Origin of the sequence: Streptomyces sp. S4.7 (genome assembly GCF_010384365.1) — a bacterium.
Classification (GTDB): Bacteria; Actinomycetota; Actinomycetes; order Streptomycetales; family Streptomycetaceae; genus Streptomyces.
Genome location: NZ_CP048397.1, coordinates 1,975,736 through 1,997,034, shown reverse-complemented (window position 1 = coordinate 1,997,034; position 21,299 = coordinate 1,975,736). Strand labels below are relative to the sequence as shown.

Annotated in this window: 21 protein-coding genes and 1 other RNA gene; 12 read left to right on the top strand and 10 right to left on the bottom strand. The window is 72.0% G+C overall.

Annotation, left to right across the window (positions count from 1 at the left end; genetic code table 11):
• Nucleotides 1-166: 166 nt before the first annotated feature.
• The 4 genes from SSPS47_RS08795 to SSPS47_RS08780 all read left to right on the top strand — a co-directional run bounded on the left by SSPS47_RS08795 (nt 167) and on the right by SSPS47_RS08780 (nt 4,219).
• Nucleotides 167-1,198: an iron-siderophore ABC transporter substrate-binding protein gene (locus tag SSPS47_RS08795; RefSeq protein WP_164250034.1), complete on the top strand. Its 1,032-nt coding sequence runs from the start codon at nt 167-169 to the stop codon at nt 1,196-1,198.
• 196 nt (nt 1,199-1,394) lie between these two features.
• Nucleotides 1,395-2,231, top strand: coding sequence for a Nif3-like dinuclear metal center hexameric protein (locus SSPS47_RS08790; protein WP_147873037.1), 837 nt, complete (start codon nt 1,395-1,397; stop codon nt 2,229-2,231).
• The gene (locus SSPS47_RS08785; protein ID WP_203558046.1) at nt 2,228-2,971 is read left to right on the top strand and encodes a C4-type zinc ribbon domain-containing protein; all 744 of its coding nucleotides are present in this window, start codon (nt 2,228-2,230) and stop codon (nt 2,969-2,971) included. Before SSPS47_RS08790 ends, SSPS47_RS08785 begins: the two co-directional genes overlap by 4 nt.
• Nucleotides 2,972-4,219 (top strand): bifunctional RNase H/acid phosphatase, encoded by a 1,248-nt coding sequence (locus tag SSPS47_RS08780; RefSeq protein WP_164250032.1) that lies wholly within the window; start codon nt 2,972-2,974, stop codon nt 4,217-4,219.
• 144 nt (nt 4,220-4,363) lie between these two features.
• Here the strand turns inward: SSPS47_RS08780 and eda are convergent, their stop codons facing one another.
• The 4 genes from eda to SSPS47_RS08760 form a co-directional block, all read right to left on the bottom strand.
• Nucleotides 4,364-4,978 carry a bifunctional 4-hydroxy-2-oxoglutarate aldolase/2-dehydro-3-deoxy-phosphogluconate aldolase gene (eda, locus tag SSPS47_RS08775; RefSeq protein ID WP_164250030.1) on the bottom strand — a complete coding sequence of 205 codons (615 nt, stop codon included), beginning with the start codon at nt 4,976-4,978 and terminating at the stop codon, nt 4,364-4,366.
• A gap of 76 nt (nt 4,979-5,054) precedes the next feature.
• Entirely contained in the window at nt 5,055-5,855 is an 801-nt protein-coding gene (yaaA, locus tag SSPS47_RS08770; protein WP_164250028.1) for a peroxide stress protein YaaA, read from the bottom strand.
• A gap of 53 nt (nt 5,856-5,908) precedes the next feature.
• The gene (locus SSPS47_RS08765; protein WP_239064816.1) at nt 5,909-6,796 is read right to left on the bottom strand and encodes a hypothetical protein; all 888 of its coding nucleotides are present in this window, start codon (nt 6,794-6,796) and stop codon (nt 5,909-5,911) included.
• Nucleotides 6,793-7,539, bottom strand: a complete 747-nt coding sequence (locus tag SSPS47_RS08760) for a MerR family transcriptional regulator (protein ID WP_164250026.1) — start codon at nt 7,537-7,539, stop codon at nt 6,793-6,795. Before SSPS47_RS08760 ends, SSPS47_RS08765 begins: the two co-directional genes overlap by 4 nt.
• A 97-nt stretch (nt 7,540-7,636) precedes the next feature.
• Between SSPS47_RS08760 and rnpB the strand changes: the two genes are divergently transcribed.
• Both rnpB and SSPS47_RS08750 read left to right on the top strand, forming a co-directional pair.
• Nucleotides 7,637-8,038, top strand: an RNA gene (gene rnpB, locus SSPS47_RS08755) — RNase P RNA component class A.
• A 61-nt stretch (nt 8,039-8,099) separates the two neighbouring features.
• Nucleotides 8,100-8,324 (top strand): hypothetical protein, encoded by a 225-nt coding sequence (locus tag SSPS47_RS08750; protein WP_164250024.1) that lies wholly within the window; start codon nt 8,100-8,102, stop codon nt 8,322-8,324.
• 12 nt (nt 8,325-8,336) lie between these two features.
• Here the strand turns inward: SSPS47_RS08750 and SSPS47_RS08745 are convergent, their stop codons facing one another.
• Complete coding sequence (locus SSPS47_RS08745) at nt 8,337-8,687, bottom strand: hypothetical protein (protein ID WP_078077598.1); 351 nt, start codon at nt 8,685-8,687, stop codon at nt 8,337-8,339.
• Nucleotides 8,688-8,847: 160 nt separating this feature from the next.
• Here SSPS47_RS08745 and SSPS47_RS08740 point away from each other — a divergent pair, with 160 nt between their 5' ends.
• The gene (locus tag SSPS47_RS08740) at nt 8,848-9,849 is read left to right on the top strand and encodes an aldo/keto reductase (protein WP_164250022.1); all 1,002 of its coding nucleotides are present in this window, start codon (nt 8,848-8,850) and stop codon (nt 9,847-9,849) included.
• Between the two features lie 48 nt (nt 9,850-9,897).
• Here the strand turns inward: SSPS47_RS08740 and SSPS47_RS08735 are convergent, their stop codons facing one another.
• Both SSPS47_RS08735 and SSPS47_RS08730 read right to left on the bottom strand, forming a co-directional pair.
• Nucleotides 9,898-10,800 carry a PhzF family phenazine biosynthesis isomerase gene (locus SSPS47_RS08735; protein ID WP_164250020.1) on the bottom strand — a complete coding sequence of 301 codons (903 nt, stop codon included), beginning with the start codon at nt 10,798-10,800 and terminating at the stop codon, nt 9,898-9,900.
• A gap of 55 nt (nt 10,801-10,855) precedes the next feature.
• Nucleotides 10,856-11,611 carry an SDR family oxidoreductase gene (locus tag SSPS47_RS08730; protein WP_164250018.1) on the bottom strand — a complete coding sequence of 252 codons (756 nt, stop codon included), beginning with the start codon at nt 11,609-11,611 and terminating at the stop codon, nt 10,856-10,858.
• 141 nt (nt 11,612-11,752) lie between these two features.
• Between SSPS47_RS08730 and SSPS47_RS08725 the strand changes: the two genes are divergently transcribed.
• A complete protein-coding gene (locus tag SSPS47_RS08725; protein WP_164250016.1) occupies nt 11,753-13,414 on the top strand; it encodes an alkaline phosphatase D family protein in 1,662 nt (553 codons plus the stop codon).
• Between the two features lie 47 nt (nt 13,415-13,461).
• Here the strand turns inward: SSPS47_RS08725 and SSPS47_RS08720 are convergent, their stop codons facing one another.
• Entirely contained in the window at nt 13,462-14,430 is a 969-nt protein-coding gene (locus SSPS47_RS08720; RefSeq protein ID WP_164254454.1) for a Gfo/Idh/MocA family oxidoreductase, read from the bottom strand.
• 142 nt (nt 14,431-14,572) lie between these two features.
• Between SSPS47_RS08720 and SSPS47_RS08715 the strand changes: the two genes are divergently transcribed.
• Nucleotides 14,573-15,910: a multidrug effflux MFS transporter gene (locus tag SSPS47_RS08715; protein WP_239064815.1), complete on the top strand. Its 1,338-nt coding sequence runs from the start codon at nt 14,573-14,575 to the stop codon at nt 15,908-15,910.
• A gap of 48 nt (nt 15,911-15,958) precedes the next feature.
• On the opposite strand, the gene SSPS47_RS08710 is transcribed toward SSPS47_RS08715, so the two are convergent.
• Nucleotides 15,959-17,272 carry a hypothetical protein gene (locus tag SSPS47_RS08710; protein ID WP_164250015.1) on the bottom strand — a complete coding sequence of 438 codons (1,314 nt, stop codon included), beginning with the start codon at nt 17,270-17,272 and terminating at the stop codon, nt 15,959-15,961.
• Between the two features lie 214 nt (nt 17,273-17,486).
• Here SSPS47_RS08710 and SSPS47_RS08705 point away from each other — a divergent pair, with 214 nt between their 5' ends.
• Nucleotides 17,487-18,566 (top strand): small ribosomal subunit Rsm22 family protein, encoded by a 1,080-nt coding sequence (locus tag SSPS47_RS08705; RefSeq protein WP_164250013.1) that lies wholly within the window; start codon nt 17,487-17,489, stop codon nt 18,564-18,566.
• Here the strand turns inward: SSPS47_RS08705 and ddaH are convergent.
• Entirely contained in the window at nt 18,558-19,415 is an 858-nt protein-coding gene (gene ddaH / locus SSPS47_RS08700; protein ID WP_203557802.1) for a dimethylargininase, read from the bottom strand. The genes SSPS47_RS08705 and ddaH overlap by 9 nt on opposite strands.
• Nucleotides 19,416-19,637: 222 nt before the next feature.
• Here ddaH and SSPS47_RS08695 point away from each other — a divergent pair, with 222 nt between their 5' ends.
• A complete protein-coding gene (locus SSPS47_RS08695) occupies nt 19,638-20,261 on the top strand; it encodes a TetR/AcrR family transcriptional regulator (protein WP_164250011.1) in 624 nt (207 codons plus the stop codon).
• Between the two features lie 257 nt (nt 20,262-20,518).
• A complete protein-coding gene (locus SSPS47_RS08690) occupies nt 20,519-21,271 on the top strand; it encodes a bifunctional DNA primase/polymerase (protein WP_164250008.1) in 753 nt (250 codons plus the stop codon).
• The last annotated feature ends 28 nt before the right edge of the window (nt 21,272-21,299 follow it).

Sequence of the window (21,299 nt, the reverse complement as noted above, 5' to 3'; positions counted from 1 at the left end):
GGCGACGACGCTAGGTTCGCACTCGCTGCCGAACAACACCGGCCCGCCCGCTTCACACGTAAGGGTGGCTGGTCCAGGGTTCGGCTGAGGGGAAGGGGGTGGTTGTGCCGACCGGGACGGGCGTGCCTAAAGTAAGGCATCCCTAAGTAAGACTCTTGGAGCGCTGATGTCCGTTAGACGTCGCGGCACGGCCGCGCTGGTGGCCCTCGCCGCCGCCCTCTCCCTCGCGGCCTGCGGAAGCGACGGAGGATCGGACGAGAAGTCCTCCCCCGCCGGAGCGGACAAGAAGGCCGTCGCACAGGGAGGCGAGGACTTCGCGGAGGCGGCGGCGAAGACGGCGGGCTACGGCACCGACGCCGAGCCGGGCGAGTTCCCCCGTACCGTCACCCACGCCATGGGCGAGACCGTCCTCCAGGCGCGGCCGGAGCGCGTCGTCGTGCTGGACGTCGGCGAGTTCGACAACGTCGTCTCGCTCGGTGTCGCGCCGGTCGGTTACGCGCCCACCGAGGGCGACGAGGGCATACCCGAGTACCTGAAGAAGGGTGCGGGCAGCCCGACGAGCGTCGGCACCATCAACGGCCTCAACCTGGAGGCGATCGCCGCCCTCGAGCCCGACCTCATCCTCGGCAGCCAGCTGCGCGCCGCCGACAAGTACGACGAGCTGTCGAAGATCGCCCCCACCGTGTTCTCCATCCGCCCGGGCTTCACCTGGAAGGAGAACTTCCGGCTCAACGCGGCGGCGCTCGACCGGAGCGCGGCGGCCGAGAAGGCGCTCGGCGCGTACGACACCAAGGTGAAGGCCCTGTCCGCGGACATCGGTGCCGACAAGCCGACCATCTCGATGGTGCGGTACATGCCGGGCAGGATCCGCCTCTACGCCAAGGCGTCCTTCATCGGCACCATCCTCGACGACGCCGGTCTGCCGCGGCCCGCGAACCAGCAGATCAACGATCTCGCCGTCGAGGTCAGCCCCGAGAAGATCGACGAGGCGGACGCCGACTGGATCTTCACCGGTGTGTACGGCGACCCCAAGGCCACCAAGCGGGACACCGCGCGCTCGAACCCCCTCTGGAAGAACCTGGAGGCCGTCGAGTCGGGACAGGCCGAGGACGTACCGGACGAGACCTGGTACCTGGGGCTCGGCGTCACGGCGGCGGAGCTGGTGCTGGACGATCTGCGCGGGTACCTGGCGAAGTGACACCGGAGGGTCCACCGGGCGCCGTCCGGTGGACCCGTTCGTCCCGGAGCACCGGACGGGGCGGGGTGGGTGGATCCGGCAGGCGGCGTCCTCAACCGCCGGACGGACCGGAAGCCGCCCCGCGAGCGGGCGCCGGGCGACCGGGAGCCCGCCGCCCATGGTCGGAGCACCAGGGGTGGCAGGTAGCCTTTGCCCCGTGCCCCGCCTGTCCGAAGTCCTCGCCCAGTTCGACGCCCTCTGGCCGCCCGAGCGGGCCGAACAGTGGGACGCCGTCGGCACCGTCTGCGGCGACCCCGACGCCCCGGTGAGCCGCGTCCTGATCGCCGTCGACCCCGTCCAGGACGTCGTGGACGAGGCCCTGCGGCTCGGCGCCGATCTGATCCTCACCCATCACCCGCTCTATCTGCGCGGGACGACGACGGTCGCCGCCGGCACCTTCAAGGGCCGCGTCGTGCACACCCTGATCAAGCACGACATCGCGCTGCACGTCGCGCACACCAACGCCGACAGCGCCGATCCGGGAGTCTCCGACGCCCTCGCCGGCGCGCTCGACCTGCGCGTCGTACGCCCCCTCGTACCCGACCCGACCGACCCGGCCGGCCGGCGGGGCCTGGGCCGGGTCTGCGAACTCGACCGCCCGGCGACCCTGCGCGACTTCGCCGCACGCGCCGCGCACCGGCTGCCCGCCACCGCGCAGGGCATCCGCGTGGCCGGCGACCCCGACTCCGTCGTCAGCACCGTCGCCGTGAGCGGCGGATCCGGCGACAGCCTCTTCGACCACGTACGGGCGGCGGGTGTGGACGTCTTCCTCACGGCCGACCTGCGACACCACCCGGTCTCCGAGGCCACACAGCACTCACCGCTGGCGCTGGTCGACGCGGCGCACTGGGCCACCGAGTGGCCCTGGTGCGAACTCGCGGCCACCCAGCTCGACGAGATCTCCGACCGTCACGGCTGGGACCTGCGGGTCCACGTCTCGAAGACGGTCACCGACCCCTGGTCCTCCCACCACTCCTCAGGAGCCCCCAACTGAACGCCGAACCCGCCGACCAGATCCGACTCCTCGACGTCCAGGCCCTCGATCTGCGACTCCAGCAGATCGCCCACCGGCGCGACTCGCTGCCCGAGCACGCCGAGATCGAGTCGCTGACCAAGGACCTCACCCAGCTGCGCGACCTGCTGGTCGCCTCGCAGACCGAGGAGAGCGACACCGCTCGCGAACAGACCAAGGCGGAGCAGGACGTCGACCAGGTGCGCCAGCGCGCCGTACGCGACCAGCAGCGCCTCGACTCGGGCGCCGTCACCTCGCCCAAGGACCTGGAGAGCCTCCAGCGCGAGATCGTCTCGCTCGCCAAGCGCCAGGGTGACCTGGAGGACGTCGTCCTCGAGGTCATGGAGCGCCGTGAGGCCGCGCAGGAGCGTGCGGCGGAACTGACCGAACGCGTCTCCTCCGTCCAGGCCAAGACGGACGACGCGGTCGCGCGCCGCGACGCCGCCGCGGAGAAGCTCGACGGGGAGGAGTCGACGGCGACCAGGGAGCGCGGATCCGTCTCGGCGACGATCCCCGCCGACCTCCTCAAGCTGTACGAGAAGCTGCGCGTGCAGCAGGGCGGCGTCGGCGCGGCCCGTCTCTACCAGCGCCGCTGCGAGGGCTGCCGGCTGGAGCTCAACATCACCGAGGTCAACGAGGTCAAGGCGGCGAGCCCCAGCACCGTCCTGCGGTGCGAGAACTGCCGCCGCATCCTCGTCCGTACCGCCGAATCGGGTCTGTAGATGCCGAAATTCGTCGTCGAGGCGGACGGCGGGTCGCGGGGCAACCCGGGTCCGGCGGGTTACGGCGCCGTCGTCATCGACGGGGTGACCGGTGAGACGCTCGCCGAGGCCGCCGAGTACATCGGCGTCGCCACGAACAACGTCGCCGAGTACAAGGGTCTGATCGCCGGGCTGAAGGCCGCGAAGGCGCTCGACCCGGGGGCCGACGTACACGTCCGGATGGACTCCAAGCTCGTCGTGGAGCAGATGTCGGGGCGCTGGAAGATCAAGCACCCGGACATGAAGCCGCTGGCCGCCGAGGCCGGGCGGATCCTTCCCACGGGGCAGGTCCGCTACGAGTGGATCCCGCGCGAGAAGAACAAGCACGCCGACCGGCTCGCCAACGAGGCGATGGACGCGGGCAAGAAGGGCAAGCGGTGGGAGCCCTCGGGCTCCACGGCGGAGCTCGACGCGAAGTCGGGACGCGGGGCCGCGCGTTCGGCCGCTCCCGCGGCCCAGGGGCCGCCCGGTGACGCGGCGGCCGGCGCGGCGAAGGCGCGCGCGGCGCTGGCCGCCGCGTACGAACTGATGCCCGTCGTCCCCGAACAGGCCGCGCCGTCCGCCGGCTGGGGCGCCGCCGACCTCGGCACACCCGCCACCTTCGTCCTGCTGCGGCACGGCGAGACCGCCCTCACCCCCGAGAAGCGCTTCTCGGGCAGCGGCGGCGGCGACCCGGAGCTGTCGGCCGTCGGCCGCAGGCAGGCCGACGCCGTCGCGACCGCCCTGGCCGCGCGCGGCACGATCCAGGCGATCGTCTCCTCCCCGCTGCTGCGCTGCCGCCGGACCGCGGACGCCGTCGCCACCCGGCTCGGACTGGACGTCGATGTCCAGGACGGGCTGCGCGAGACGGACTTCGGGGACTGGGAAGGGCTGACGTTCACCGAGGTCAGGGAGCGGTACCCGGACGATCTGAGCGCCTGGCTGGCGTCACCCGGCGTGGCACCGACGGGCGGCGGCGAGAGCTTCAACGCGGTCGCGACACGGGTCGCCGCCACACGTGACGCCCTGCTGGCGCGGCACGCGGGCCGCACCGTGCTGGTCGTCACCCATGTGACACCGGTGAAGACCCTGGTCAGACTGGCGCTGGGGGCACCGCCGGAGTCCCTGTTCCGGATGGAGCTGTCGGCGGCGTCGCTCTCGGCGGTCGCCTACTACGCCGACGGCAACGCGTCGCTGCGTCTGCTGAACGACACGTCGCATCTGCGCTGAGCGGATTCGAGGGGCCGGGGGAGCGGTGCGCGCGGGCGGGCAACTGACCGAGTACGCCGGGCAGTTCCGTACGCCGGTCGGTGCGGGACCCGCTCCGGCCGGTGGGTGACACCGCTCCTGCCGGTGCGTCACACCGCGCCGCCGTCAGCGCAGGGCCGACGCCTCGCGGGCCAGCTTCTCCACCCGGTCCCAGTCCTTCGTCGCGATCGCGTCCGCCGGCAGCATCCAGGAGCCGCCCACGCAGCCCACGTTGCCCAGCGCCAGATACGACCCGGCCGACGCCGGGGAGATCCCGCCCGTCGGGCAGAACCGCGCCTGCGGCAACGGCCCCGACAGCGCCTTCAGATACGCCGTACCGCCGGCCGCCTCCGCCGGGAAGAACTTCATCTCGCTCACGCCCCGCTCCAGCAGCGCCACGACCTCCGACGTCGTCGACACCCCCGGCAGGAACGGCACCCCGGACGCCCGCATCGCCTCCAGCAGTGTGTCCGTCCACCCGGGGCTGACCAGGAAGCGCGCCCCGGCGGCCACGGAGTCCGTCACCGACCGCGCCGAGATGACCGTCCCGGCGCCGACCACCGCGTCTGGCACCTCCGCGGCGATCGCCCGGATCGCCTCCAGCGCGACCGGCGTGCGCAGCGTCACCTCGATCGCGGGCAGCCCGCCGGCCACGAGGGCGCGCGCCAGCGGTACGGCGTCGGCGACATCGTCCACGACGACGACAGGGACAACGGGGGCGAGGTCCAGCACGGAGGTCATGCCACCATCCTGCCGCGCCGCCCACGTCCCTCGCAATGAGCGTTGCGTCCTGCGCAACGCTCGCCCGGCGCGGCCTTCAGTGGATCTCCGTCACCACCACGTCGAGCGACCACGGCCGCCCCGCCCCGCCGGGCGCCGCGACCTCCACCACGTACCCCAACTCGCGCAACGTCTCCACCAGTTGCCCGGTCCTGCGCGGCTTCGCGCCGGACATCAGCAGGTCCCGTACCAGCCGCCCCTTGGTGGCCTTGTTGAAGTGGCTGACCACCGAGCGCTTCTCGACGCCGTCCACGAACTGCGCGTGCAGGACGCGCACCGTCGCCGTACGGGACGCGACGTCGCCCACCGGCTTCCAGGCCGGCGCGTACGACGACGAGCGCAGGTCCAGTACGAGCCCGTCACCGGCCACCTCCGGCAGCACCGGCGCCATCGCCTTCCGCCAGTGGGTGCTCAGCGCCCCGACGCCCGGCAGCTTCACGCCCATCGAGCAGCGGTAGGACGGAATCCGGTCGCCGATCCGCACCGCGCCCCACAGCCCGGAGAAGACCAGCAGCGACCTCCCGGCCCGCCGCCGCGCGGCGGTGTCCAGCGTGGCCAGGCCGAGCGCGTCGTACAGGACGCCGGTGTAGATGTCCCCGGCCTGCCGCGTCCCCGCGGTCCGCAGCTCCACGTTCTTCGCGACCTCGCCGCGCAGACCCTCGCTCAGCCCCAGGACCGCCGCGGCCTTCTCCTCGTCGGCGGCGCACAGCTCGACCAGCTCGTCCAGCACGGCGGCCCGTGCGTCGGCCAGCCCCGGCAGTGACAGCGATTCCGGCTTCAGCGGAGCCCCGCGGCCGGAAGCGGCCTTGCCTTCCGACGGTGGCAGCAGCACGAGCACGGCGGTTCTCCTCAAGGACGCGACGACCGGGGGGCGGCCCCCGGTCCGCCAGGTTAAGCGACGCGGCGCACGATCCCGTCCCCGCCCGTGGCCCGGTCCGCGACCCCGTCCTGTGCCTCGGCGGGCGCCGTCCTGAGCTGTGTGAGCCGGGCCACCAGCGCCGCCGGGTCGTCCGCGTGGAAGCGGACCACCGTCGCCGTGCCGCGTGCCCCCATCGGCCGTACGAACCCGACCGGCTCGCTCAGCTCCACCCGTACCGTCGTCTGCCCGCCCACGATCAGGTCGAGCGTCCCGCCCGGCTCGTCGATCCTGATCAACGAGCCGTCCGGGTAACGGCGTTCGACACGCGCCGAGGTGATCTGACCGCTCCCGATCCGCATGTCGAACAGCGCGCCCCAGCGCACCCGGAGCGACCCGTCGGCGCCCACGACGTGCGGTCGGGTGACGCAGGCCGCGTGCAGGGCGAGCACCATCAGCACGCCGTACACGTCCAGCACCAGCAGGATCATGTGCACCAACGGCCAGGGGATGAGCATCGCCAGCGCCACCGTCTCGATGACGGAGACGAAGAGCAATCCGTACATCATCGCCGTCTGCGGGCCGGTGTACGCGGCGGCGAGATCCCCCTCGCGCACGCCGTGCCGGCGCCGGGCCACCCACCGTACGAGGCTGGTGACGCCCCGCGCCTCGTTGACGAGCAGCCTGAGTGCGGTGGCCGGTACGGCGGCCTCCACGGCCCGCGCGAGAGCCGCCCGGCGCTCGGCCCCGGCGAGACGTGCCGCCTTGTAGTGCCGCCGCACCAGCACGGCCTCGACCGCCACGAGCGTGAGCACGACGGCCTCGGCGGTCCAGATGACCGGCGCCGGGACGTCCACGCCCGCCAGCAGACACACGACCAGCGTGATCTCGGCCGGCACCATCACCCACAGGACCTTGTTCATTTCTCCCTCTCCCCGCCCATCCTCTTCGCCAGTTCTTCCATCACCTGCTGTGCCACCTGGGCCTGGGCGGGGGCGAAATCGGCGAGGAACGCGTCGCCGAACCCCTCCAGCGCGGGACCGTCCGCCCGCGCCAACTTCGCCAGCACCTCCGCCGGGATGACGGCCGCGAGCGCCTCGGCGAGCGGCCCGACACGGGGGTCGCCGACCGCCGCGTCGGCGAGGTCGTCGAGACGTTCGTAGAGCGCGAGGACGTCCGGGTCGTGCGTCAGGGGGAGCAGTGCGTCGTAGACGATCTCGTCGCCGCCGACCGTGTCGAGCAGCGTGAGGAGCTCGCGGTCCTTGGCCGCCATCGCCGAGGTGGTCTCCGGCATGGCCCCCAGCAGCCGCGCCAGCGCGGGCGACACCGGACCCTCGGGAGGCGGCGTCCCCGCCATCAGCTCGGCGAGCCTGCGCCGCCTGGTCCGGATCTCCTCCTCCTGCCGCGCCAGATCGGCGTCCAGCTCACCGAGCACCTCGGCCAGCTCCCGCCCCGCGTCGTCGGCGAGCACGTCCCGCACCTCGTCCAGGCTGAGCCCCAGCTCCGAGAGCCTGCGGATCCGGGCGAGGAGGACGGCGTCCCGTACGGTGTAGACGCGGTAGCCGTTGGACCGCCGCTCGGGCTCGGGCAGCAGCCCCAGATGGTGGTAGTGCCGCACCGCCCGCGAGGTGACCCCCACGAGCGCGGCGATCTCTCCGATTCGCATGACCCCAGTAGAAACCCTGACGCTGCGACAAGGTCAAGGCGGATCGGCCGGGCACCCGGGTGACCGCCGGGGCGGGTATCATGACGATCACGGCAGACGAGCCGGGCGGACGGCCGCGTGAAGATCCTCGGATCTTCCCGAGGAACGTCCGGACTCCACAGGGCAAGGTGGTGGGTAACGCCCACCCGGGGTGACCCGCGGGACAGTGCCACAGAAAACAGACCGCCCGGCGCCCAGGTGCCGGGTAAGGGTGAAACGGTGGTGTAAGAGACCACCAGCGCCTGAGGTGACTCAGGCGGCTAGGTAAACCCCACTTGGAGCAAGGTCAAGAGGGGCCGTCGCGAGACGGTCCTGCGCGGACGTCCGAGGGCTGCCCGCCCGAGTCCGCGGGTAGACCGCAGGAGGCCGACGGCAACGTCGGTCCTAGATGGATGGCCGTCTCCCCGGCCGCCGCGAGGCGACCGGGCGACAGAACCCGGCGTACAGCCCGACTCGTCTGCCGCCCCGGCCGGCCTCGCCCCGGGGGAGCCCGTGAGCGCGGCAGGGGCGAGGATGGGGGCATGCCCCGACCCACCGGATTCAGTTACGAGCGGCACACCGACGGCACCGTCGTCATCACGCACCGGGGACGGGTGGCGAGCACGCTGAGGGGTGGGCGCGCCGACAAGTTCGTCGCGCAGGTCGAGGCGGGTGACGCCCAGTTGGTGATGGCCCGGTGGACCGGGGCGTACAAATTCGGGAACGAGCGTATGGCCCGTGACCACCCCCGCAACCGGGGGCGCTGACGGGACGGGCGGTCAGAGTTCCTCGGCGCGCAGTGCCAGGTCCTGGAGGATGTCCGCCGACGAGACCTCCGGGCCGCCGGCGTCGTGGACGCGGGCCAGCGTCACGAAGGCGAGGGTGAACGCCCCCACGAGCTGTTCCACGGCGCCGCCGACCTCCCGGCCGAGCAGGGCGCTGAGTTCCTCGGGGGTCGCGTCGGCCGGGACCTCGACGCGGGGCATCGTCTCGTTGAGCAGTTCGGTCACGACGCCCATCTCGGCGTCCATGTCCTGCTCCTGACCGGTGTCCTCCTCAAGCCGACGCTGCCAGTCACCGGCCTGCGTCAGGATGCCGATCACGCGCTTCAGGACCTCGCTCTGCTCCATGCCGTGAGCATAGGCGGGCGGGATGGGCCGTGCGGGGAGCAGCGCGAGCCGGAGGAGTGAGACGTGTACGGGCACGGGGCCGGGAGCTGGTACGCGCGGGTCGCCGACGCCGGCCGCCACTCTTGCCTTCGAGCGCACTCCAGCGTCTACCGTTCCGCCCATGAAGACAAGGACGTTGGGACACGGCGGCCCGGAGATCGGTTCGCTCGGCTTCGGCTGCTGGGCCATCGGAGGCGAGTGGCAGGACCGCGACGGCAAGCCGCTCGGCTGGGGCAGGGTGGACGACGACGAGTCCGTCGCCGCGATCAGGCGGGCGCTCGAACTGGGCGTGAGATTCTTCGACACGGCGGACGCGTACGGCGCCGGGCACAGCGAGCGGATACTCGGCCGGGCGATCGCCGGGCGGCGGGACGAGGTGGTCATCGCCACCAAGTGGGGCAGCTCCTTCGACGAGGCGACCCGTACGGCCACCGGCCCGGTCACCACCCCCGACTACGCCAGGAAGGCGCTGACCGCGTCGCTGCGCCGGCTCGGTACGGACCACATCGACCTGTACCAGTTCCACGTCGGCGCCGCTTCACTCGCGGAGGGCGCCGAACTCCGCGATCTCTGCGAGGAGTTCGTGGCCGAGGGGCTGATCCGCGCGTACGCCTGGAGCACCGACGACCCGGCGCGTGCCGCCGTCTTCGCCGAAGGGCCGCACTGCGCGGCCGTGCAGCACCAGTGCAACGTGCTCGAGGACACCCCCGAGATGCTCGACCTGTGCGCGCGGCACGGGCTCCTCAGCATCAACCGCGGTCCGCTCGCGATGGGGCTGCTCACCGACAAGACCGGTGCGGGCAGCCGGGGCGCCAAGGGCGACATAAGGGCCGTACCGCCGTCGTGGCTGCGGTGGTTCGGGGAGGGCGGCGGGGCGCTGCCCGAGTGGGTGGCGCGGGTCGACGCCGTCCGGTCCGCACTCACCAGCGACGGGCGCACCCTCGCGCAGGGTGCGCTCGCGTGGCTGTGGGCGCGCAGCGAGCTGACCGTGCCGATTCCGGGCTTCCGGTCGGTCGCACAGGTCGAGGAGAACGCGGGCGCCCGGGAGTTCGGCGCGCTGAGCGCGGCGCAACTCCGGGAGATCGCCGAGCTGTTGGCGGCGCCGGGCGAAGCGTCGTCCTGATCCCGGACGGCATCATCGCGGGACGGCATCGCGGGGCCCGTTCAGGGGTCAGGACACCCCCTGGGCGGGCCCCGCGGGGATGGGGGCGCCCGTGCCCGTCACCCGGACGCGGGCGTCGCCCGCCCGCAGCTCCACCGTCAGCACTCCCGGCCGGCCCATGTCCACGCCCTGGTGGAGGGTGAGCACCGACGCCTCGGGTACGAGGCCGAGTTCGCGCGCGTACGCCCCGAACGCCGCCGCCGCGGCTCCCGTCGCCGGGTCCTCGACCACACCGCCCACCGGGAACGGGTCGCGTACGTGGAAGACGTCCGCCGACTCGCGCCACACCAGCTGGACCGTGGTCAGGTCCAGCCGGTGCATCAGCGCTTCGAGGCGGGCGAAGTCGTAGTCCAGGTCCGCCAGCCGGGCGCGGGTCGCCGCGCCGACGACGAGGTGGCGGGCGCCGCCGTACGCGATGCGCGAGGGCAGGGCCGGGTCGAGATCGCCGGCCGGCCAGCCGAGCGCGGCCAGCGCCTCGGCGAGGTCGGCGTCGTCGACGTCCTCGACGTGCGGCTCGACGCTGGTGAGCGTGGCGCGCGGCGCGCCGCCGTCCGCGCCCGCGGTGACCGTCACGGGCACGGTCCCGGCGCGCGTCCCGAAGACCAGATCGCCCGCGCCGATCCGCTCCGCCAGCGCGACCGCGGTGGCGACGGTGGCGTGCCCGCAGAACGGGACCTCGGCCTTCGGGCTGAAGTATCTGATCGTGAAGGCCCGCCCCGGCTCACCGGCGCCGTCGGGGGCCGCCGTCAGGAAAGCGGACTCGCTGTACCCGAGGTCGGCGGCTATCGCGAGCATCGCGTCGTCCGTGAGCCCGGCGGCGTCGAGCACGACGCCGGCCGGGTTGCCGCCGGCGGGGTCGCTCGAGAAGGCGGTGTAGCGCAGGACTTCGCCGGTCAGTGTGGGTTCGCTCATGCGCGTGCCAACCACCGGGGGCGCGGAGGCATTCCCGACGTCGGCGCGGGGGGTCCTACCCCCGCCCGATGAACGGCATCGTCGTCGCCAGTACCGTCGCGAACTGGATGTTCGCCTCCAGCGGCAGCTCCGCCATGTGCAGGACCGTCGTCGCGACATCGGCCGCGTCCATCACCGGCTCCACCGCCAGCTCGCCGTTCGCCTGCGGCACACCCCGCCGCATGCGCTGCGTCATGTCCGTCGCCGCGTTGCCGATGTCGATCTGGCCGCAGGCGATGCGGTACGGACGGCCGTCCAGGGACAGCGACTTGGTGAGGCCGGTCAGCGCGTGCTTGGTCGCCGTGTACGCCACCGAGTCCGGGCGTGGCGCGTGCGCCGAGATCGACCCGTTGTTGATGATCCGGCCGCCCTGCGGTTCCTGGTCCTTCATCAGCCGGAACGCCGCCTGCGCGCACAGGAACGAGCCCGTCAGATTGGTGTCGACGACCTTGCGCCAGGCGGAGTAGGGCAGATCCTCCAGCGGTACGCCGCCGGGGCCGAACGTGCCCGCGTTGTTGAAGAGGAAGTCGATCCTGCCGTACCTCTCGCGCACCGTCCCGAAGAGCGCGTCCACGTCCTCGGGCCGCGCCACGTCGGTCGGCACCCGGACCAGGTCCGCGCCGGGCGCCAGCGCCGCCGTCTCCGCCAGGCGCTCCGCCTTCCGCCCCGCGAGCACCACCGACCAGCCGGCCCCGGCGAGGGCGAGCGAGACGCCCCGTCCGATGCCCGAACCCGCTCCCGTCACCACGGCGATCTTCCGCTCAGCACTCATGGGCCCGCAGCGTACGGGAGGAGGAGCGCGCACGGGGAACTCATCAGGCGGACACTCCGATGTTGTGTACCCGACAACGATCGGACGTCGCGTACGGCTGCACTTCCTCTGACAACAGCCATCAGGGGAGGGGCACATCACATGACACCCGCACGCACAGGCACGCCCGCCGGCCGGACCGCCGCCGCTCACTCGCCCGAGTTGCGGGCCGCCGCGGCCCACCTCGGCCGCCGCAGGTTCCTCACCGTCACCGGCGCCGCCGCCGCGCTGGCCTTCGCCGTCAACCTGCCCACGGCGGGCACCGCGAGCGCCGCCGAGCTGGACGCCGCGACAATCAAGAGCGACCCCTTCACACTCGGCGTCGGCTCCGGCGACCCGCAGCCCGCGTCCGTACTGCTCTGGACCCGCCTCGCGCCCAGCCCGTACCAGTCCGACAGCGGCCTGCCCCGGAGCAGGGTCTCCGTACGCTGGGAGGTCTCGCACGACGAGCGGTTCACCCGGATCGTCAGACGTGGCACCGCCACCGCCCACCCCGAGTTCGACCACAGCGTCCATGTCGAGGTCCCCGGCCTCGACGCGGACCGCTTCTACTTCTACCGCTTCCGCGCCGGGAAGTGGATCAGCCCGGTCGGCCGCACCCGCACCGCCCCCGCGCGCTCCGCGAACGTCGGGGAACTCAAGCTCGCCGCCGTCTCCTGCCAGGCCTACCACGACGGCTACTTCACCGCGTACAGGCACCTGGCCGCCGAGGACCTCGACGTCGTCGTCCACCTCGGCGACTACCTGTACGAGTACGCCGTGACAGCGGTCGGCGGCGCCCGCAACTACACCGACCGGCGGCTGCCCGCGCACTACAACCGCGAGACCGTCACGCTGGAGGACTACCGGCTGCGTTACGGCCTCTACAAGTCCGACCCGGACCTGATGGCCGCGCACGCCGCGCACCCCTTCATCGTCACGTGGGACGACCACGAGACGGAGAACAACTACGCGGACGAGACACCGGAGAACGACGTACCGCCGGAGGAGTTCCTGCTCCGCAGGGCCGCCGCCTACCGCGCCTACTGGGAGAACCAGCCCCTGCGCACCCCCCAGCAGCCCGACGGACCCGACATGCAGCTCTACCGCCGGCTGCACTTCGGGCGCCTCGCCCAGTTCGACATCCTCGACACCCGCCAGTACCGCTCCAACCAGGCGTACGGGGACGGCTGGCAGGTCCCGGGACCGGAGTCCGAGGACCCGGCACGCACCATGACCGGCGAGACACAGGAGCGGTGGCTGCTGAACGGCTGGAAGCAGTCCCGCGCGAGGTGGAACGTGGTGCCGCAGCAGGTGACGTTCGCGCAGCGCCGCGACGTGCCCCGGCCGGACTTCAAGCTGTCGATGGACGGCTGGGACGGCTACCCCGCCTCCCGCAAGCGGATTCTGGACGGCGCGGAGGCGGCCGGTCTCGACAATCTGATGGTGCTGACCGGCGACGTGCACGTCGGCTACGGCTTCGACCTCAAGGCCGACTTCAACGATCCCGACTCCCGCACCGTCGGCACCGAGATCGTCGCCACCTCCATCGCCAGCGGCAAGGACGGTGCGGACAAGCCGTCCAACTGGGACAACCTCACCACCGCCAACCCGCACATGAAGTTCTACAACGGGCGTCGCGGCTATGTGACCGTCACGCTCGGCCGGCAGGAGGCGCGCGCCGACTTCAAGACGGTCTCCGCCGTCACGACCCCCGGCGCGCCCCTGTCGACGGCCGGGTCCTTCGTGACGGAGGCCGGTGACCCCGGCCTCAAGCCCGTCTGACACGCGCTCGGTTGACGGCGGGTCAGATGGTGGTGAGTGACGAGTCGTCAGGACACCTCGTCCACCGGGTAGCGGACGCCGACGCGCTCACGTACCGCGTCGAGCGTCCGCATCACCGCCAGACTTCCCTCCAGCGGCACCAGTGGCGACTGGGTCTCGCCGGCCCGCAGACACCTCATCACCTCGGCCGCCTCGTGCTGCATGCCTCCCAACGGGCTCTCCACGGTGTGCTGTTCGGGATCCCGCCCGTCCCGGCGAAGCACAAAGGCCTCCGGTGCGAAGAAGCCGCTCGGCAGCTCGATCCGGCCCGCCGTGCCGGTCACCGTCGCCGTCGACGCAGTCGCGGCCGTCACGGAACAGCTCAGCAGCGCCGTCGCGCCGGACTCCCAGCCCAGCAGCATCCCCGTGTTGAGATCCACCCCTTCGGGCGAGAGGAGCGCGTCGGCCTGTACACGGTCGGGCTCGCCCAGGATCAGCTGCGCGAACGACACCGGGTAGACCCCGAGGTCCAGCAGCGCGCCGCCGCCGAGCGCGGGATCACGCAGCCGGTGCTCCGGACCGAAGGGGCCCTGGAGTCCGAAGTCCGCCTGGATCGTGCGGACTTCGCCAATGGCGCCGTCCGCTATCAGCTCCGTCATCCGCCGGACGACCGGACTGCAGTACATCCACATGGCTTCCATCAAAAAGAGGTCCCGCTCACGGGCGAGCGCCACCAGCTCCCGTGCCTCGCGCGAGTTGAGCGTGAACGCCTTCTCGCAGAGCACCGCCTTTCCCGCCTCCAGGGCCAGCCCCGCCGCGGCGCGGTGCGCGGAGTGCGGCGTCGCGACGTACACCACGTCCACGTCCGGGTCGGCGACCAGCCCGGCCCAGTCGCCGTACGCCCGCGGGATCTCGAACCGGTCGGCGAACGCCTTCGCCGACGCCTCGCCGCGCGAGGCCACGGCGACCGTTTCGGCGCCCGGCAGGCTCCCCACGTCCTCGGCGAACCTCGCCGCGATGCCGCCCGTCGCCAGGATGCCCCATCGCACCGTGCGCTCTCGGCCGGCCTCGTCCGCCCTGCCGTCTCCGTCACGTTCCGCCGTCATAAATGCTCCTTACACAAAAAAAAGGTCACGACCACTCGGCCCGAGCTGAGAGCATAGGGAGGGTTTCAACTACATGGAGATGCGAATGCCGGACGGCGGCCGAACCACAGACCTATGCGAAGGGCACATAGCCACCGCTTCCACCCTGAAGAAGACCGACACCGCCGTCGGTATCCCCGCCGCGCGCCGCGCCGGCATCGTCGTCACGCTCGTCCTCGGCGGACTCACCGCCCTGCCGCCGCTGTCGATGGACATGTACCTCCCGGCGCTCCCCGCCGTCACCCGCGCCCTCGGCTCCTCGGCCGCCACCGCGCAGCTCACCCTCACCGCCTGTCTGACCGGTATGGCCCTCGGCCAGCTCGTCGTGGGACCGATGAGCGACAAGTGGGGACGCCGCAAGCCCCTGCTGCTCGGCATGGTCGTCTATGTCTTCGCCACCGCCATCTGCGCGCTGGCCCCCACCGTCGAACTGCTCATCGGCTTCCGCCTTCTCCAGGGACTGGCGGGCGCGGCGGGCATCGTGATCGCCCGCGCCGTGGTGCGCGATCTCTACGACGGCGTCGAGATGGCCCGGTTCTTCTCCACCCTGATGCTGATCTCCGGCGTCGCGCCGGTCATCGCCCCGGTGATCGGCGGCCAGGTGCTCCAGGTCACCGACTGGCGCGGCATCTTCGTCGTCCTGACGGTCGTCGGTATCGCGCTGACCCTCGTCGTCGTGAAGTGGCTGCACGAGACGCTGCCGAGTGAGAAGCGGCACAGCGGCGGCGTCGGCGAAGCGCTCGGCACGATGCGCGGGCTGCTCGCCGACCGGGTGTTCACCGGTTACATGCTGGCGGGCGGGCTCGCCTTCGCGGCCCTGTTCGCGTACATCGCGGCCTCGCCGTTCGTGGTGCAGGAGATCTACGGGGCGTCCCCGCAGACGTACAGCCTGCTGTTCGGCGTCAACTCCATCGGTCTGATCACCGTCGGTCAGATCAACGGCCGGCTGCTGGTCGGCCGGGTCAGCATGGACAAGGTGCTGGCCTTCGGGCTGGTCGTCATCACGCTCGCCGGGCTGGCGCTGCTGCTGATGACGAGCGGGGTGTTCGGCGAGCCCGGCCTGTTCCCCGTCGCGGCCGGGCTGTTCGTCCTGATGTCGGCCATGGGGCTCGCGATGCCCAACACCAACGCCCAGGCACTGATGCGGACCCCGCACGCCGCCGGGGCGGCGTCGGCCCTCATCGGCACGGCGTCGTTCCTGATCGGCGCCGTCGCCTCGCCGCTCGTCGGAATCGCGGGCGAGGCGACGGCGGTGCCGATGGCCGTCGTGCAGGTGGTGTGCGGAGCCGGATCGCTGGTCTGCTTCCTGGCGCTGTGCCGCCCCTGGCAGTCCCAGCACCGGGTGGCGACCGCGGAGCTGACCGGACCCTGAGCCGCTGAGCCCCCTGTCCTTCGGGTGCCTCGGAGCGGGAGCGAGCGGTCAGCTCTCCTCGTGCAGCGAGTAGGCGATCAGATGGGGGCGGTCCTTGCCGTCCGTCCAGCGGAACAGTCCCATCCCGCTCGCGTCCCCGGCCGGCAGGCGCACGTTGAGCGCCAGCGGTTCGGGCTCGCCGGTGGCGAGATCCACCTCGACGGGATTGCCGCCGCCGGAGAGGGCGTCCGTCACGTTGCGGGCCTTCGTCGCCCCGTACGCCACACCCGTGTCCGAGACCGAGGTCAGCGTCAGCGGCCTGGTGCCGTCAGCCTCCTCGAAGCAGTACCCCTTCTTCTCGTCCAGGTCGAAGGCGAGCCTGCCGGCGATGAGATAGCGCCCGTCGGGGGAGGAGACGAGCTGCGGGTCGGCGCCGGAGTTGATCGCGGGCTTACGGCACCGGACCTCCGCCACGGCCTTGCCGGTGTCCAGGGTGTGCACCACCCACATGTCGTGCGTGGCGGCGTCCTTCGCGCCCTTCTTCTTATGCCACTTGGCCAGAACGTGGCCGTGCGACATGGACGCGGGGATCCCGGACGTCGGCTCGGTGCCCTTCGGCGCGACCTTCCGGCTGAACCAGCCGCCCCGTACCCAGAACTCCTTCGCCCCGCTCACCAGCAGGCCCTTCGAGGTCACCCCGCGCACCTCGGTCAGCTTCTTGCAGTTCGGGCAGCCCTTCGGATAGCCGAGCGAGCCGGGTGCCGTCCTGGACACCTCGCCCGTCGACGGGTCGATGACCGCGCTGATGGCCTTGCCGTCACTGATCAGGATCCCCGGGCCGGCGCCGGTGACGGTCGGCGCGTCCGCCCAGGGGACCTCGACGCGCCGCTGCTCACCGGTGGCCGCGTCGTACACGTCGAGGGAGATCAGGGAGTCGGCCGATGCCAGCGCGTACTCGCCGAGCCGCCCGTACGACCAGGTCACGAAGTACTGCTTGTCACCCTTGGTCAGCGAGAGCAGCCGGGGATACCGGTCCACCGGCGCCAGGGGCCGCCACGCCTCGCCCGACCAACCGGCCTTGCCGGTCGAGGCGTTCTGGGTACGCAGCTGGTACCGGCTCTCGTCGACCTTGGCCAGATACGCGACGAGGCCGGTCGCGGACGCCACCGCGTACTGCGGCGACACATCCGAAATCTCCCAGCCGCGCCGGGTGTTGTAGCCGTCAGGCACGTTCAGCTGGGTGTCCGGACCGGTGTTGACGACGGGCTTCTCGGGCTTGGCCTCGTCCTTGCTCCCACCGCAGCTCGCCAGTACGAGCAGCATCACCAGGATCAGCACCCCGGCGATGAGCGAGACGCGCACGATCTTCTGCCGCTTGGTCATCAAGGACATAGGCGTCAGACCGCGAGCACGGTAAAACGACAACTTGGTCCCCCCGCGAGCACGGTGTGGCGATGGAGCGGCAACGGCCGTCAGCGTAGCAACTGGGCGGGTGCCCGCCGCAGCCCGTTCAGCCCCGATTCCGTGCCCGTCAGGTGCCCGCAGAGTGTTGGACAGTCGTATTCAGGCAACTGCCCGGGCGCCTACAATTTCGGCGGTGAACGCCTCCCTCCCCACCGCCGAAGCCCTGCGTGCCGCGCTGGCCGGACTGCTCGACGGACTGCCGCCGAGCCAGGCCGCCCGGGCCGTCGAGCGGCTGATCGCCAATTACCGGGGAGTGACCCCGACCGGCACACCGCTTCTGCGTGACCGCTCCGACGTGGCCGCGTACGCCGCGTACCGGATGCCCGCCACCTTCGAGGCCGTACGGTCCGCGCTCGAAGCGCTCGCCGCCGCCGCGCCCGGGTGGGCGCCGGCCGGCCATGTGGATGTCGGCGGTGGTACGGGGGCGGCGGTCTGGGCGGCCGGGGCGACCTGGCCGGATCACGGCGACGTCGATGGCGACGGCGACGGGGGAGGAGGGCGTACCACCACCGTGCTGGACTGGGCCGAGCCCGCACTCGCCCTCGGCCGTGAGCTGGCCATCGGGTCGGGGGTGCCCGCGCTGCGGGACGTCGAGTGGCGCCGTACCAGGATCGGTACGGGACTGAAGCTCCCCGAGTGCGACCTCGTCACCGTCAGTTACGTCCTCAACGAGCTCACCGACGGCGATCGGGCAGCCCTCGTCGCGGAGGCGGCGCGCGCCTCAGAGGCCGTCGTGATCGTGGAGCCGGGGACCCCCGACGGCTACCAGCGCGTCATCGAGGCCCGCGACGTGCTGATCGGGGCGGGCCTGCGCGTCGCCGCGCCCTGCCCGCACAGCGGGGCCTGCCCCATCGAACCCGGCACGGACTGGTGCCACTTCGCGGCGCGTGTCAGCCGGTCGTCGCTGCACCGGCAGGTGAAGGGCGGCTCGCTGGCGTACGAGGACGAGAAGTTCAGCTACGTGGCGGCCGTGCGCTTCGACGCGGAGCCGGTGCGGGCGCGGGTGACCCGCAAGCCGCAGACCCGCAAGGGGCAGATGCTGCTCGACCTCTGTACGGAGACGGACGGGCTGCGGCGCGAGACGGTGAGCAAGCGGCACGGTCCGCTCTACCGGTCCGCGCGGGACGCGTCGTGGGGCGACGCCTGGCCACCCCACGACGCGCGGCGCGACAACGCGCCGGATCAGTCCGATCATTCGCCGGAATCAGGCTGAGAGCAGCAACTCCCGCCGTACGTCCAGCTCCTGCTCCTGCCGTAGCTCCTGCGTGCAGCACTTCACGCTGCCGCCGCCCTTGAGCAGTTCGCCCAGATCCATGGCGATCGGCTCGTAGCCCCGGTCCCTGAGCGGGGCGAAGAGTCCGGCCGCGGCCTGCGGCAGCAGCACATGGCGGCCGTCGCTCACGGCGTTGAGCCCGAGGGCCGCCGCGTCCGCGTCCTCGGCGATGATCGCGTCCGGGAACAGCCGGGCGAGCACCGCCCGGCTGCCGGGCGAGAACGCGCCGGGGTAGTACATGACCTCGTCGGCCGCGTCGTCCAGGACACAGAGCGCGGTGTCCAGGTGGTAGTAGCGCGGGTCGACCAGATCGAGACCGATCACCGGCCGGCCGAAGAACTCCTGTGCCTCGTCGTGCGAGAGGGGACTGGACCGGAAGCCCCGCCCCGCCAGGATGTACGAGGCGGTGACGGCGAAGTCGCCCTCACCCTCGTTGATGTGCGCCGGCTCATGGATGTCGGTGAAGCCGCGCGCGCGGAACCAGGCCAGGTGCGCCTCGGCCTCCCGCGTGCGCTCGGGGTGGGCGAACCGCGCGCCGAGCACGCGGCCGTCGATGACCGTGGCGCCGTTGGCGGCGAACACCATGTCGGGCAGGCCGGGTCGGGGTTCGAGCAGGGAGACGGTGTGACCGAGAGCGCGGTAGCGGTCGCGGAGCACCTCCCACTGCGCGAGAGCCAGCGGCAGATCCACGGGTTTCGACGGATCCATCCACGGGTTGATCGAGTACGTCACTCTGAAATGCGCCGGTGGGCACATCAGATAGCGGCGGGGCGAGGCGTCACGAGGCAACTAGGGCTCCTCACGGACGGACGGGGCGCACGGGGTGTGTGCGTCGACCCATGGTCCGCCGTGCGGGCCGTTCGCGCAGTGATCCGATCGGGTGGTTCACGCAGCGGAGGCGGACCGGCGGCGTGGGGTGATCCTTCGGCTGCCCCTCGGAGTCCGCGTCGGAGTCCGCGTCGGAGTCCGTGAACGAGACGATGCGTCTCGCCCCGCTGGTACGCTGGTGCGATGGCTGAGAGCAAGGCACCGGATTCCACCCGCCGCAGTGAGAAGTCGCGACGCGCCATCTACGCCGCCGCCCTGTCGCTGGTCGGTGAGGCCGGCTACGCGAAGACGACGATCGAGGGCATCGCCGCCCGCGCGGGCGTCGGCAAACAGACGATCTACCGCTGGTGGCCGTCGAAGGCCGCCGTACTCCTCGAAGCCTTCCTCGACCTCGGCGAACAGGCCGCCGAAGCCGCCGGCGGCGCCGAGAAGGCGTACGAGATCCCGGACACCGGCGATCTGGCGGCGGACCTCAAGGCGGTGCTGCGCGCCACGGTCGACGAACTGAACGATCCGGCGTTCGAGGCCCCCACCCGCGCGCTGGCCGCCGAGGGGATCGTCGACGCGAAGATCGGCGCCGAGTACGCGGAGAAACTGCTGGAGCCGCAGGCCGCGCTCTACGTACGGAGGCTGCGGGCCGCCCAGGCGGCGGGGACCGTACGGGACGACATCGACCCGCGCACCGCGATGGAGCTGCTGACGGGCCCGATCCTGCACCGGTGGCTGCTGCGGACGCTGCCCCTCACGCACGACTACGCTGACTCGCTGGTCGACTACACGCTGAACGGGCTGGCTCCGCGGCACTGAGTGCCGCACCGGGATCAGGGGCCGGCCCGGACCCGGCTCCCACTTGGCCCATACCTGGATCGGACGCGACGAATGTGTCCAACGCCACGGGTCCTCATCGCCCGTATCGGTGGGCGATTTCTTGAAATAGCGCGTGATGACGCCCGGTGATCGGCATCCGCCTCCCCACCCCGGTTGAGGAGTGCGGCCCCCCGAAGCGCAGGATGGTGCGAACATGGAAGTGTCGATGAGGGCCGGCGCATGAGGTGAGGGGATAGATGGGCGACGATTTCGGCCGCTACCGCGGCACTGAGGGCAAGGTTTCCCAGTGGCTGCGCCGACTCGCCAGAAAGCACGACGACGGCCGGTCGACCGCCACTGACGCCGACGCCCGCGAGGCACTGCTCCTCGCCGTGGCCGCCGCCGGTATGCCCGTCTCGCCCGCCGCGCACCCCATCGGCTACCGATGTTCGTGCGAACGCATCGGCTGTCCCACCCCCGCCAGGCATCCCGTCTCGTTCGCCTGGCAGACGCAGTCCACGACCGACGAGGCGCAGATCGAGCGCTGGGCCAGGAACCAGCCCGAGGCCAACTTCATCACGGCGACCGGCCTGGTCCACGACGTCCTGGACGTTCCGCTGGAGGCGGGCAGCAGGGCGCTGGAGCGGCTGCTCGGCGCGGGCATCGACGTCGGCCCGGTGGCCGACTCCGGCGGCGACCGGATGCTCTTCTTCACCGCCACCCGCGGCACGCCCGAGGAGGAGGACGAGTGGTGGCCCTGTGAACTGGACTGCCACCCCGAGACGATGGACGAGCATCCGGGCTTCCGCTGGCACTGCCGGGGCAGTTACGTCCTCGTACCGCCGGCCAGACTGCCCGGCGAGCTGTCGATGACCTGGCTGCGCGGCCCCGAGCATCCGCTGCCCGACCCGCTGACGCTGCTGGAGACGCTGACGGACGCGTGCGCGCGGTACGCGGGTGAGAACCACGAGCTGGACCCGCACCCGGTGGCCTGGCCGCTCGGCCGCTGACCACCGGCACGGCTCGGCGCACCGGCCG

Coding starts and splice junctions, on each gene's coding strand:
- SSPS47_RS08795 (WP_164250034.1), top strand. CDS start 167: ATGTCCGTTAGACGTCGCGGCACGGCCGCGCTGGTGGCCCTCGCCGCC.
- SSPS47_RS08780 (WP_164250032.1), top strand. CDS start 2,972: ATGCCGAAATTCGTCGTCGAGGCGGACGGCGGGTCGCGGGGCAACCCG.
- eda (WP_164250030.1), bottom strand. CDS start 4,978: ATGACCTCCGTGCTGGACCTCGCCCCCGTTGTCCCTGTCGTCGTCGTG.
- SSPS47_RS08765 (WP_239064816.1), bottom strand. CDS start 6,796: ATGAACAAGGTCCTGTGGGTGATGGTGCCGGCCGAGATCACGCTGGTC.
- SSPS47_RS08760 (WP_164250026.1), bottom strand. CDS start 7,539: ATGCGAATCGGAGAGATCGCCGCGCTCGTGGGGGTCACCTCGCGGGCG.
- SSPS47_RS08750 (WP_164250024.1), top strand. CDS start 8,100: ATGCCCCGACCCACCGGATTCAGTTACGAGCGGCACACCGACGGCACC.
- SSPS47_RS08745 (WP_078077598.1), bottom strand. CDS start 8,687: ATGGAGCAGAGCGAGGTCCTGAAGCGCGTGATCGGCATCCTGACGCAG.
- SSPS47_RS08740 (WP_164250022.1), top strand. CDS start 8,848: ATGAAGACAAGGACGTTGGGACACGGCGGCCCGGAGATCGGTTCGCTC.
- SSPS47_RS08735 (WP_164250020.1), bottom strand. CDS start 10,800: ATGAGCGAACCCACACTGACCGGCGAAGTCCTGCGCTACACCGCCTTC.
- SSPS47_RS08730 (WP_164250018.1), bottom strand. CDS start 11,611: ATGAGTGCTGAGCGGAAGATCGCCGTGGTGACGGGAGCGGGTTCGGGC.
- SSPS47_RS08725 (WP_164250016.1), top strand. CDS start 11,753: ATGACACCCGCACGCACAGGCACGCCCGCCGGCCGGACCGCCGCCGCT.
- SSPS47_RS08715 (WP_239064815.1), top strand. CDS start 14,573: ATGGAGATGCGAATGCCGGACGGCGGCCGAACCACAGACCTATGCGAA.
- SSPS47_RS08710 (WP_164250015.1), bottom strand. CDS start 17,272: ATGACCAAGCGGCAGAAGATCGTGCGCGTCTCGCTCATCGCCGGGGTG.
- SSPS47_RS08695 (WP_164250011.1), top strand. CDS start 19,638: ATGGCTGAGAGCAAGGCACCGGATTCCACCCGCCGCAGTGAGAAGTCG.
- SSPS47_RS08690 (WP_164250008.1), top strand. CDS start 20,519: ATGGGCGACGATTTCGGCCGCTACCGCGGCACTGAGGGCAAGGTTTCC.